Genomic DNA, 13,284 nt, shown 5'->3' on the forward strand with positions numbered 1-13,284 from the left:
ATTGACGAAGCGGAAGCCGGAGGGGAAAATAGAAGAGGATTTCATTTGCCCTGAAAGGTGTGCAACGAAACATGAAGCTGCAGAAGCACGATAAATTGGTTATGATCGGCGACTCCATCACCGATTGCGGCCGCGCGAAACCGGTTGGAGAAGGCTTGTTTGAGGCGATCGGCAAGGGCTACGTCGCCCAGATCGACGCGCTGCTTGGCGCGGTATACCCGGAGCTGGCGGTTCGAGTCGTCAATGTCGGCACGAGCGGGAACACGGTGCGCGATTTGAAGGAGCGCTGGCAAACCGACGTGATCGACCTGAAGCCGGACTGGCTGTCGGTCATGATCGGGATCAACGACGTGTGGCGCCAGTACGACTTGCCGCGCCAGTCGGAGAAGCACGTGCTGATCGAAGAGTACGAGGCGACGCTGGACGAGCTCGTGCGCAGCGCCAAGCCGCAGCTGAAAGGGCTTGTGCTCATGACGCCGTTCTACATCGAGCCGAATGCGAATGACGCGATGCGGGCGACGATGGACCGCTACGGCCAGGCGGTGAAGAAAGTCGCCGCTGCGCACGGCGCCATCTTCGTCGATACGCAAGCGGCGATGAACCGGGTGCTCGAGCATCTGTATCCGGCGTCGCTCGCCTGGGACCGCGTTCACCCGAACCAGGTTGGTCACATGGTGCTGGCCCGGGCGTTTCTGGACAGCGTCGGTTTTGCCTGGACCGGGCAAGCGTAAGCCGGCGCCAAAGGGAACAAGCTGCGATCCTCCCAAGGGGGGACGCGGCTTGTTTTTTTTGTAGGGCGAGCTTCGTCGCCGACGACAGGAAATCAGAACAGAAACACGGGGGCACCGTGCCCGGCAGGTCTTTGATATCGGGATCGACTTCATTCAGAAGGATGTTATAATAGAAACGAATAGGTCTGCAGACACAGGGACGGAGGTCTTAGAAAACAGAGGAGGACGGAGTTTTGGACCGAAATACGGGGTTCATGAATCGAAGGCTGAAGGTGATCCCGATTTCCACTTTATTCTGAAAGCGGTTGCTATTATGCCGGAAATTTATTCCGATCGGAGAGGACGTTTGGGGATGGGCAAAAAAGTCTTTTACCTTTTTGTGATCATGAGTATGGTGTTTACTTATTCTTTTGGGGCGGTTTTCGCGGATACGGACGGTCGACCGGCGCAAGCCGGCGATTTCACGGTACAGGGCAATACGGGAAGTTACCGTTTTGACGTGGGGGCCGGGACTTTATTCATACAGGGATCCGATGTTTTGGAGATATCCGGGTCGACGCTGATACATAAGATTGTGGTGGAAGGCGGAATTTCCGCCAACCTTGTTCTGGACAATGTGAACATTAACGTCAGCGGCGTTGGCGGCTGCGCGTTCGAAATCATTGGGAATGCAACGGTGGATCTGACGTTGCGAGGCGACAATTCGCTGGTGAGCGGCGGCGGCTGCGCGGGGTTGAATGTGCCCGGAACCGCGAAACTTGTGATTCATGGAACAGATGAAGACCGTATGACTGCAACGGGCGGCCCTGATGGCGGTTCGGGGATAGGCGGCAATGGCGGCAGCGATGGCAGTGACGGCAGTGACGGAAGTTTAATAGACATTAACGGATCCCCAGGACAAGACGGCGGCGACGGCGATGCCGCCGGCGATATCACGATCCAGGGCGGTACGGTTATCGCGACGGGAAATGGCGGCGGCTCCGGCATCGGTGGCGGCGCAGGCGGTGCGGGTGGAGCGGGCGGCAATGGCGTGGTTGGCCTGAATGGCGCGGATGGCGCCTCCTCTGATATCGTATTTATGAACGGCGGAGACGGCAATCACGGCGGAGAAGGCGGTTCTGGCGGCGCCGGCGGCAAAGGCGGAGCCGGAGGCGATGGCGGTACGATCGCAGTAGCCGGAGGGATTGTTCGCGCATCGGGTTCCGGCGGCAGTGCGGATATCGGCGGCGGTGCCGCCGGATTCGGCGGTGCCAGCGGATCTGGCGGTAACGGCGGAATTGGCGGCTATGGGGCGTCCGGATTTGACAATGCGAGTGGCGATGGCGGCAACGGCGGCCACGCCGGGTTTGGCGGAGTCGGCGGATTAGGCGGAGACGGCGGTGCAGGGGGGCCGGGGGGGAATGGCGGCGTTGTGACCATTACCGGCGGAACGGTCGTCGCAGCGGGCATCGGCGGCGGTAACGGAGCCGCAGGCGGCGCAGGGGGCAATGCCGGCGCGGGCGGCTTCGGCGGCGCGGGCGGCGCGGGCGGCATGGGCGGCGCGGGCGGCGCGGGCGGCGGCGATGGCGGCAACGGCGGGTTTGGCGGAGTCGGCGGAGTCGGCGGAGTCGGCGGTGCAGGGGGTCTGGGGGGGAATGGCGGCGCTGTGACCATTGCCGGCGGAACGGTCGTCGCAGCGAGCTTCGGCGGCGGTAACGGAGCCGCAGGCGGCGCCGGTGGCGCAGGGGGCAATGCCGGCGCGGGCGGCATGGGCGGCGCGGGCGGTATTGGCAGTAGCGATGGCGGCAACGGCGGCAATGGCGGATTTGGCGGAGTCGGTGGCTACGGCAGCAACGGCGGCAATGGGGCATCTGGCGGAGTCGGTGGAGCCGGCGGGACGGTCGTCGTCACCGGCGGAACAGTGAATACGGCCGGCCCGCGCGGCGGCAGTGGCGGTACGGGTGGCGCGGCCGGCGCGGGAGGCTTTTTGGGTATTGGAGGTTTCGGGGGGGTGGCCGGTGCCGGCGACTCAACAGGAAGGACGGGCGTGGAGGGCAGCAACGGCGTGTCCAACGGAACAGCCGGTGCAGGGGGGGGCAACGGCAATGCCGGGACGAGCAATGGTTTCTCCAACGGATCCGACAACGGCGAGAAGGAATTGGTGTTATACGTGCTGACCATCGGCACGCCGGCCACGGTGAATGCCGCTGTATATTCGCTCGCGACGCCAGAGCTTGGCTATGACTATGGCGTCCAAGGAATGCGGACTGACGACGCCGGGAAATTGTATGTTTATTGGCCGGAGGAGATCCACTCCGTTTATGTCGAGATCGGAGGCACGGGATACGAAGGGACGGTGTCGACGGGTACGCCCAATTCAGCGCTGCTCTGGGCCCAAAGCTTCACCATTTCACCGGATATAACGGTGGCGAACTTCGGTGCCGTTACGGAAGGGTATCCGGCACAGGTCGATAAGATCGTTACGATCACAAACACGGGCAATAAACCGGTAACGCTCAAGCAACCCGACGCCGTCCATTACGCAGTCGGTACGCTGAGTGAGACGAGAATTGACCCGCAGGATACGGCAACGTTCACGATAAGACCCAAAGACGCCTTGGCGATAGGCAATTATGACGAGACGATCACGGTTGATACGGAAAGCAATACGGAAACGACGATAGAGGCAAAATTTACGGTCAACGCCACACCGCCAATCGATCATTCTGAACCGGGCGAGCCTGCAGTCGGCAATACAGGCGCCCCTTCGTCGCCGTCAACGAAACCGTCAGGAGTAAATGTGCTGGTCAATGGCAAAGCCGAAAGTGCGGGAATCGAGACGACAACGGAACGGAACAACCAGATCGTCACGACGATCACCATCGATCCGAAGAAACTGGATGAAAGGCTCGCGGCGGCAGGGCAACATGCGGTTGTCACCCTTCCCATTGCTTCAAAATCCGATGTTCTCATTGGCGAACTGAACGGGCAAATGGTAAAGAACATGGAGCAGAAGCAAGCGATACTGGTAATTCAAACGGGGAATGCCAGCTATACGCTGCCTGCGGGACAAGTCAATATTGATGCCATCTCGAATCAGATTGGCCAGAGCGCAGCGCCCCAGGACATCAGAATTCAGATCGAGATCGCCGCTCCGACGGAGGAACAGGTGAAGGTCATCGAAAACGCAGCCGAAAAAGGTTCGTTTACGCTTGTCGTCCCTTCGGTAGATTTCAAGGTCCGAGCGGTGTATGGCGACACAACCGTCGACGTGTCGAAGTTTACCGCCTACGTGGAGCGCGCCATCGCGATTCCGGACGGCGTTGATCCAGGCAAGATCACGACCGGCGTTGTCGTCGAAGCCGATGGCACGGTGCGTCATGTGCCGACCCAGGTGAAGTCAGTCGATGGCAAGTACTTTGCGGTCATCAACAGCTTGACGAACAGCACGTATTCGGTGGTCTGGCATCCGCTGGAATTCAGCGACGTGGCGACGCATTGGGCGAAGGATGCCATCAACGATATGAGCTCGCGTTTGGTCATCGATGGAACGGGAGGCGGCCGGTTCAGCCCCGACCAGGACATCACCCGTGCTGAATTTGCAGCGATTATCGTTCGTGGACTGGGGCTGAAGCTGGAGAGCGGTTCCGCCTCCTTCTCGGACGTGAAAGCGACGGACTGGTTCGACAGTGTCATTCAAACCGCCAATGCCAACGGTTTGATCGACGGGTATGACGACGGGACGTTCCGGCCGGACGACAGGATCACGCGCGAGCAGGCGATGGCGATCATCGCCAAAGCGATGAAACTGACCGGACTGCGGGACAAACTCGCTGCGCAATCGGCGGACGCAACGCTTCATGCGTTCGGGGATGCGCTTGCGGTGGCGGCATGGGCGAAGAACGGCGTTGCCGACACCGTGCAAGCGGGCATCGTATCGGGTAGAAGCGCGGATACGCTGGCGCCGAAGGCTTACATGACCCGCGCCGAAGTGGCGGCAACGATTCAGCGCTTACTGAAGCAATCGGGATTGATCTAACCGGGAACGGGATTGGGAATGGGATCGGCCACGGCAATTGCTGCCGTGGCCGATTTTGTCGCAATTCTAAACGCCCCACGCTTTGCGGGCTTCATCGATCGGAAGTACGGATTTGCCCGACGATTCGGCGTGGGCCTTCGGTTTTTTGCCCATCCAGCGCTCGTCGACCGGCTCGCTCTTGAGCTGGTAACGCGTGTCGCAGCTGAGCCGGAAGCGGTCGGTCGTATTCGTCAGCGAGCCGTGCATCAAGTACATGCCGAAAATCATCACATCGCCGGCACGGAATTCGGTCGTTGCCCATCTGCCGCCGAACTGGTCGACGATTTCGACCGGGTCGTTCGAGAACCAGCCGGCCACCAGATCGCGGTCGACGTCCATGCGGCCGTAAGTGGCCTTGATTTTGTCGAAGCGGTGCGAGCCGAGGCAGACGGCCAGGCCGCCCATTTCGTACGAAATGTCGCCTATCGGCGTCCACATCGTGTACAGCTGTTTGGTGCCGCGCCCCATGTAGACGACGTCGTAATGCGCTCCGCTGAAGCCGCCGCGGGGCACGGCGCGCGACCATTTGTAGTCGAACGTCATCGATTCCCCGCCGAGGAAACGATCGAAAAACGACATCACCCACGGCGCGTTGACGATGTCAAGCAGCTCGGGCATCGAACCGAACTCGGCTCCCTTGTTTTCGGGACCGATGATGCCGTCCTCGAGGTTCGTGTCCGGCGCCAGCCGGCCTTTCTCCGCCAGCTGCTTCAGCGCCGCCGTCCGCGTGCGCAGCACCGTGTCGCGGTCATGGAAGTCGCGAAGCAGCAAGTACCCGTCTTCCTCCATGCGCTGCCGCAGCGCCTCCGTATCGTGCATAATATCGTTCGAGCTGCGCAGCTCCGTCATATACCGTCCGCCCATCTCGAGCTCTCGCTGGCCAATCGTTACGTTCATCGTTGTCCCTCCGTCAAATGCTGGTGTTTAAGGCCAGTATACATGCCGGAAGCGGACCCGTATTTGTCGAAAACGGAGCAAAGCTTAATGAAAAACGCGCCGTTATGTTTGCTGCTGCCGCTTCCGCCATTCCGACGGAGGCAGCCCTTCGAGCCGCTGGAACCAGGCGCTGAACGAATGGATGCCGGAGAAGCCGATCCGCTCGGCGATCTGCTGCAACGGCTTGTCCGTAGCGCGCAACTGCAGCTTCGCTTCGGCCATGCGGCAGGCGTGAAGGTAGCTTTTGGGCGTCATGCCGTACGTCTTTTTGAACAGGCCGCGAAAAGCGGTTTCCGACAGCCCCGTCGACTTGGCGACTTCGGCGAGCGACAGCTCGTCCTGCAGATGCCCGCGGATGTAATCCGCCGCCGCGCCGATGCTGAGCGTGCTTTGCCCCGGCTTGGTATGCTCGGCGAGAAACAGCAGGAACAGCTGCAGCCACCCGGCGACGTAAGCTTCCTCCGCCCCTGGCGCTCCCGACACTTCGCGCATCCATACGCGGAATAACGAAAGGTAGTGCTCGAGGTCGAACGGAGACAACCGGATCAGCTCCGGCCGGTCGCCGGGCACGAGTTGGCGGAACAACCGGTATGCCTGCTCCGGCATCGGATACACCATATTGACGGCGAAACGAATCGGCGTTTCGGCCCAATAGGCGTGGCGAAGGTTGGAAGGAATCAACACGATGTGGCCGGCTTCGATGCGATGCACCTCGTCGCCGAACGCGAACTTGCCGCTGCCTTCGAGAACGGCGGATATTTCGAAGCCGAGATGCTGGTGAAACCCCATATTCCAATCGGCGTCATGGCCGACGATCGATGTGCCGATATCCAGCGCGCGCACGAGAACATCCTCCCGCCCGCAGCCGTACGGGCCACGGGAAATAAATACCGCACGCCCATTATACCACACCCCGATTCGGCCGGGTCAGTCCGCCTTGCGTTGCCACATATCCGAATATGGGCTATAATTTTAGTAATCAAACTGACAGATTCGGACCCGGAGGTAGAATTGGTGTGACAAAAAGCAGTAATAACGCTTATCTGTATCATGAAATCAAGGACAAGATCAAGGAAGAAACGCTGCACCTGCCCCCGAACACCCGTATAGACACGCGGGTGAAGATGATGAAGAAGTACAATGTGACCCGCACCACGATCGAAAAGGCCATTTCCGCACTGATCGGCGAAAATTATTTGTACTCGATTGACGGAAGCGGCACCTACATCGCCGAGCGGACCGATCAGCCCGTCAATCAGTCCGTCGCGTCGTGGGGGGTTATTTTGCCGAATATCGTATCCGACACGTATCCGGAAATTCTTCGCAGCATCGAGGACGTCGCCAACGACCACAACATCAACGTCGTCATCTGCAACACCGATCACAGCAACGAGAAGCAGGAGCAGTATATTCAGAAGCTGGTGAATTCCGATATCCAGGGGATGATTATCGTTCCCGCCGTGACGGACGAGCCCGCGACCGCCAGCTTCCAGCTGTTGACCCAGAAGGGGATTCCGTTCGTCTTCTGCAACCGCGGCATTTCCGATATCAAGGCGCCCAGAGTCATTTCCAACAACTTCTTCGGCGCGTACACGGCAACCAAACATTTGATCAAGCTCGGCTACACGCGCATCGCCTTTCTTTCCCTGCCGCGATATTCGGGCTCGGAACAGCGGTATCAGGGTTATTTGGGGGCGATGTACGAGGCGGGGCTGGACGTCAACATGGACTACGTCATATTCGAGGACAAGCTTCATATTGAAAATCCCGGCTTCGAGACGGGCAAACGGCTGCTGCGGCTCGACTCGAAGCCGGATGCGGTGTTCTGCTTTAACGACAAAGTGGCCAAAGGTTTATACGATGCGGCCGGGGAGTTCGGTTTGCAAATCGGCGTCGACCTGGGCGTCGTCGGATACGACGACAGCAAGCTGTGCGAAACGCTGCCGGTGAAGCTGACAAGCGTGCGTTACCCGAAATACGAAACCGGCAGCAAAGCGGCGGAAATTTTGCTGAAGATGATTGCAGGAGAGAAGGTCGACCCGAACTACGTTATTGTATTGCAGCCGCAGTTGATCGTGCGCCAAAGCTGCAAGCTGGTCAAAATGCCGTAACGTTTCACACGAACCCAGGGTTTGCCGAAAGATCCCGAACATCGCATCGCGAACGGTTCGGGATTTTTTGTCACCTCATAAGAATGGGCATGAAACGTCTTATTCTGCGCTATATCAGTCGGACAGAAAGTGATTATTCACAAAAAATGAGCAATATTACGAAGTTTACATTTGATATTGACCAAGTTGTCCGACAGATTTATAATAATGATAAGCTTCGCTGTCCTACAGTCACAAGAGAGGGGGCCGGCCATGAGTCGGCACGAAAGGGGAGAACGATGCGGGAGACAAAACTGCTGCTGGACGACCGGTTGATCCGCACGAAAGACAATGTTGCGCTCGAACTGGGCCGTGTCCGCAAGGAAGCGAGCAATCCGCTGCTGCCGGAGCAATATTTTGCCGATCCGCCGAAGCGATGGGAGACGCGGATCGACAACATGTATCCGAACGTCATGTACGATGACGCGGACGGCTTGTTCAAGCTGTGGTACACCTGCTTCGTCATCGACGAGGTCAGCGCCGCCACGCCGCTGTCCGCCCGCCCGCACCAACCGTACGCGGGATACCGGAACCGGGAAATGGCCGTTTTATACGCGTATTCGCGCGATGGGCTGGAATGGGTCAAACCGGACCTCGGCCTTGTCGAATTTGACGGCAGCAAGCGCAACAATATCGTCTTGCGCGGCGTGCACGGCGCCGGCGTGTTCAAGGACACGCACGAAACGAATCCGCGCCGCCGCTACAAAATGTTCATGAAACACGGGGAGCGCGGCCCGGACGCCATGGCGGTAAGCTTCTCGCCCGACGGGTTGCGCTGGGAGCCGCCGACGCCGTGGCCGCGATACAATGCCAGGGGAGACACGCACAACAACGCCTTCTACGACGAAAGATCCGGCCAGTACATCGCCTTTACGCGGGAATGGATCGACGGGGTGCGGGTCGTCGCAAGAACGCAAAGCGGCAACTTCACGGATTGGACGAAGCCGGAAGTTGTGCTGGCGGGAAACGATCCGCATACGCAGGTATATTCGATGCCCGTTTTTCCGTACGGCGACATCTATATCGGGCTGCCGGCGATTTTCCATACCGACCAAGACGCCCAGGATTTCGATTCCGTTACGTGCGAGCTGGCATGGAGCCCCGACACAGTCGAGTGGCATCGCGTCTGTCCGGGACAGTCGTTTCTCCCGCTCGGCGCCGGCAGCTATCCGACGGGCGATGCCGACTGCGGGGCGATTTACGCTTCGGTTCCCGTCATCCGCGGCGACGAGATGAAGTTGTATTACGGGGGCGGGAACGGGCGGCACACCGCATTCCGGGAAACGTCGCTGCTGCTCGCCAGGCTCGGCGCGGACCGGTTTGCCGGCTACAGGGCGGCGGATCCGAACCGTCCGGGCCGCATTGCCGTCCATTATCGGCACGAGGATTGTCCGGACGGCGAGCTTTACGTGACCGCTGAGATCGGCGAAGGCGGCTATGTGAAAGCGGCGTTGACGGACCGCGACGGCAACGAGGTGACCGGTTGCGGGTTCGCGGATTGCGCAGCCGTTCGGCGCTCGGGGACGGATGTGCCGATCCGCTGGTCGAAAGGCGCGTTGCCCGCAGCGGGGCCGGAGGCGACGGCGATTGTTTTCGAGGTGACCGGCTGCAAAAGTGTGCTGTATGCCTATTTCATCGGATGAAGTCCATCAAATGCTGTACGACAGGTATCCTAAAAAAGGAAGTAATAAACGATTATTGATTAATCAGTCGGATTGATTTATACTAGGTTTACGAATCGCGTTTAATCGATTATTCAGCTCAACCGCCTGCTCGACAAAACGAACGTATGACAAATTATCGGGTAAAGGACAATGCCATGAACAGAACGGCGAAGCGAAGAACGTTCTTTTACTATTTGAAGAACGATTGGGACTTGTACGTGATGATTCTGCCTGCGATCGTGCTGTTCTTCATCTTTAAATACATTCCGATGTACGGGGTGACGATCGCTTTTAAAAAGTACGATCTCGTCAAAGGAATTTTCGCCAGCGATTGGGTGGGATTCAAGTACTTCGTGCAATTTTTTAACGATCCCTATTTTTTCAGAATCGTGAAGAACACGCTGATGATCAATGTGTATTCGCTCATTTTCGTCTTCCCGGCGCCGATTGTGCTCGCGCTGCTGCTGAACGAGCTGAAGAGCGAGAGGCTCAAGCGGATCGCGCAGTCGTTCAGCTACTTGCCTCACTTCATCTCCACTGTGGTCGTTGTCGGCATCCTGATGAAGCTGGCCGCGACCGACGGCGTGATCAACGCCTTGCTCGGCTCGCTGGGCCTGCCCGAACAAAGCTTCTTCGGAGACGCCCGCTGGTTTCGGACGCTGTACATCTCCTCCGATATTTGGCAGGGAGTCGGCTGGGGTTCGATCTTGTATTTGGCAGCGCTTACAGGAGTGCCGCTCGATCGATACGAGGCCGCTGTCATCGACGGGGCGAACCGCTGGCAGCAGATGAAGCACATCACCTTGCCCGGCATTATGCCGACCATCGTCATCCTGTTCATTTTGAACATGGGCCATATGCTCGAAGTCGGCTTCGAAAAAGTGTATCTCATGTACAACCCGGCCATTTACGATACCGCCGACGTCATTTCCACCTACGTGTACCGGCGAGGGATACAGGGGCTTGATTTCGGCTACGCGGCGGCAATCGGGCTGTTCGATTCCGTGGTGGCGTTTATCCTCCTGGTGACTGTGAACCAGATGAGCAAAAAATTGGGCCAGGAAAGCCTCTGGTAATCGCAAAAGGAGGAACGCAAGTCATGAAGGTGGTCGGCCATAGAAGCGGCATCGGCTCCCGCGCGTTCGACATATTCAATTTCGTCGCGCTTTTATTGCTTACATGCGCATTCATTTACCCGTTCCTGTACGTATTTTCGATATCGATCAGCGACACGCATGCGGTCTACAGAGGCAAGGTGACGGTGTTTCCCGTCGGCTTCGATTTGTTCGCTTACAAGGTCGTGCTTGGTGACGAAAGCATTCTTCGGGCCTATTACAATACGATCCTGTATTCGGTTTCCGGCACCTTCATGACCTTGCTGTTCACGAGCCTTACCGCTTATCCGCTTTCGCTCAAACGGTTTTACGGCCGCAACGTCATCACGGTTTATTTGACGATCACGATGTTTTTCAGCGGCGGTCTGATCCCGTCCTACTTGCTTATTCAGACCTTGGGCATGATGAATACGATTTGGGCGCTGATCATTCCCGGTTCGATCGGCGTATGGAACGTGATCATATTCCGCACCAATTTCCAGAACATTCCGGAAGAACTGCGCGAGTCCGCTTATATCGACGGCGCCGGCAACTGGCGCATCCTGTTCCGCATCGTGCTGCCGCTGTCGAAGCCGATTATCGCCACGATCGGGCTGTTTACGATCGTCGGCTTCTGGAACAGCTTCTTCGCGCCGCTGCTGTACCTGAACGATCCCGCCAAAGCCCCTCTGCAGGTGGTGCTGCGCAAGCTCATTATTGTGGGAGAGATGCGGGGACGGGCGATCGAGCAGGGCGTGTCGGACTTTGCCGAAACGGGCGGCGATCGGAACGGGTTCTACGAAAGTCTCAAAATGGCAGCGGTCATTGTAAGCACCGGACCGATCCTGCTCGTTTATCCGTTCATCCAGAAATATTTTGTCAAGGGCGTGCTGATTGGTTCGATCAAAGGGTAAGGTGGTGGTCGTTATGTAGGCGGATTTCCGGTTGGCGCAAGCAAGTGGGAAGATCGGCACGGCCATATGGCGCAACGAACAAGGGGCAATGGATTACACGTTAACGGGAGGGTAACAAATGAGAGCGAAAACTTATGGAACCACAGGACTTGCGATGGTTGTCGGCATGGCATCGCTGCTTGCCGCCTGCTCGGGCAGCGGCAAATCGGGATCGGCGAGTACGAGCCCGTCGGCTTCCCCGCCGGCAAGCGTTGCTTCGTCCGCGAGCGCTTCCCCGACTGCCGCAGCGCAGCCGAAAACGGTGAAATGGACGCTGGTCGAGTACGGCCCGTTCAAGTATACGAACGACTTGAAGGTATACCAATTGCTGGAGAAGGCCGGCAACATCAAGTTCGAGATTACGCCGGTTCCGCTCGACGCCTTCGCGGAGAAGTTCAATATTACGCTATCCTCCGGCAGTTTGCCCGATATTTTGTCCGTGTACGGCACCGGCGGAGATGCGGTCAAGGAGTACGGTCCAAAAGGTTTGTTCGTGCCGATCAGCGACCATTACGACAAAATTCCCAATTTCAAAAAATGGGTGGACAAATACCCGGAATCGGCCGACAGCTTGCGCGCGACGGACGGCAAAATCTATTTTCTGCCCAACATCAACGACTTCCCTTCCGGCAACAACGGGATCGGCATTCGCGAAGATTTGCTGAAAAATAACAATTTCGATATCAACACGATCAAAACGACGGACGATTTGACGGCGGCGCTCAAGGTGCTGCAGAAGGCCAATAACGGCGACCCGGTCATCAGCGCCCGCGCCGGTTTGAACACGCTGGAGAACGTGGCGAAAGTGTTCGGTACTTCGTTCTTTTTCAATACGTACAACAACGATTCCAAAAAAGTGGTCAATCCGCTGAATACGGCCAATTTGAAGGATCTCGTCACGTATCTGAACGGCTGGTACAAGGCGGGGTTGCTGCACAAAGACTGGGCGACGATGACCGACCAGGTTTGGAACCAGATGGTGGCGACGGGCAAACTGCTTGCGTTTACGGACAATATGCAGCTGTTGCCTACGCTGTCGGGCGCGCTGAAGGAGGGCGGCGTCAAGGACGCGAAGTTTGCCGGCATCCTGCCTCCGACATATAACGGCAAGATGTATCCGTGGTCGGCCAGCTTCAGCATGAACACGATGTGGGCACGCACGATCAGCGCCAAGTCGAAGGCGATCGACGAGATATTGACGGCATGGAACTACGCGTACGACGTCAACAATACCGACAAGTTCGTGTACGGCGTGCAAGGCGAAACGTATACGAAAAATGCCGACGGCACGTATAAGCTGCTGTGGGATGTGAACAAGCCCGATGACGCGAAAAAAGCTTACGAGGTGGACGGTTACGGGCAAAACGGCAACTGGTACATGCTGGCTCGCAATTCGGAGCTGTTCGATTATGCCCGCAACCCGATCGGCGGTCTGTTTGAGGTAGCCAAGAAGCTTTACAACGAAAAGGTATACACGTATACGGCGCCGCCGATCGTACTGACCGCCGACGAGAACGAAAAGAAAAACAACCTGAAGACGCCGCTCGATACGTTCGTGCAGGAGAACATCGTCAAGTTTATCAACGGGCAGCGGCCGCTGGGCGAATGGAGCGATTTTGTTGCCAAGGCGAACGCGATGAAAGCCGATGACGTGGTGGCCATCTACAACGGAGCGCTCGGCAGGAAAAAATAATCGGCT

Annotated in this window: 9 protein-coding genes; 7 read left to right on the forward strand and 2 right to left on the reverse strand. The window is 57.8% G+C overall.

The window, feature by feature from the left end; translation table 11 throughout:
- Positions 1-71: 71 nt before the first annotated feature.
- Entirely contained in the window at positions 72-731 is a 660-nt protein-coding gene (locus EXY20_RS19425; protein ID WP_135553764.1) for an SGNH/GDSL hydrolase family protein, read from the forward strand.
- 352 nt (positions 732-1,083) lie between these two features.
- The gene (locus EXY20_RS40310) at positions 1,084-4,749 is read left to right on the forward strand and encodes an S-layer homology domain-containing protein (RefSeq protein WP_268966419.1); all 3,666 of its coding nucleotides are present in this window, start codon (positions 1,084-1,086) and stop codon (positions 4,747-4,749) included.
- Positions 4,750-4,815: 66 nt separating this feature from the next.
- Here EXY20_RS40310 and EXY20_RS19440 read toward each other — a convergent pair whose 3' ends face one another.
- Positions 4,816-5,685 carry a phytanoyl-CoA dioxygenase family protein gene (locus EXY20_RS19440; RefSeq protein ID WP_135553765.1) on the reverse strand — a complete coding sequence of 290 codons (870 nt, stop codon included), beginning with the start codon at positions 5,683-5,685 and terminating at the stop codon, positions 4,816-4,818.
- Positions 5,686-5,787: 102 nt separating this feature from the next.
- Positions 5,788-6,567: an AraC family transcriptional regulator gene (locus tag EXY20_RS19445; protein ID WP_135553766.1), complete on the reverse strand. Its 780-nt coding sequence runs from the start codon at positions 6,565-6,567 to the stop codon at positions 5,788-5,790.
- A 173-nt stretch (positions 6,568-6,740) separates the two neighbouring features.
- Between EXY20_RS19445 and EXY20_RS19450 the strand changes: the two genes are divergently transcribed.
- From EXY20_RS19450 to EXY20_RS19470, 5 genes are all read left to right on the forward strand, one after another.
- Positions 6,741-7,835: a GntR family transcriptional regulator gene (locus EXY20_RS19450; protein ID WP_167859371.1), complete on the forward strand. Its 1,095-nt coding sequence runs from the start codon at positions 6,741-6,743 to the stop codon at positions 7,833-7,835.
- A 278-nt stretch (positions 7,836-8,113) separates the two neighbouring features.
- Positions 8,114-9,517, forward strand: a complete 1,404-nt coding sequence (locus EXY20_RS19455) for a hypothetical protein (RefSeq protein ID WP_135553768.1) — start codon at positions 8,114-8,116, stop codon at positions 9,515-9,517.
- Positions 9,518-9,693: 176 nt separating this feature from the next.
- The gene (locus EXY20_RS19460) at positions 9,694-10,614 is read left to right on the forward strand and encodes an ABC transporter permease (protein ID WP_135553769.1); all 921 of its coding nucleotides are present in this window, start codon (positions 9,694-9,696) and stop codon (positions 10,612-10,614) included.
- Between the two features lie 23 nt (positions 10,615-10,637).
- Positions 10,638-11,546: a carbohydrate ABC transporter permease gene (locus EXY20_RS19465; RefSeq protein ID WP_135553770.1), complete on the forward strand. Its 909-nt coding sequence runs from the start codon at positions 10,638-10,640 to the stop codon at positions 11,544-11,546.
- Between the two features lie 118 nt (positions 11,547-11,664).
- Positions 11,665-13,278, forward strand: a complete 1,614-nt coding sequence (locus tag EXY20_RS19470) for a type 2 periplasmic-binding domain-containing protein (protein ID WP_135553771.1) — start codon at positions 11,665-11,667, stop codon at positions 13,276-13,278.
- The last annotated feature ends 6 nt before the right edge of the window (positions 13,279-13,284 follow it).

This window comes from Paenibacillus cymbidii, from assembly GCF_004764705.1.
Lineage (GTDB): Bacteria > Bacillota > Bacilli > Paenibacillales > NBRC-103111 > Paenibacillus_AN > Paenibacillus_AN cymbidii.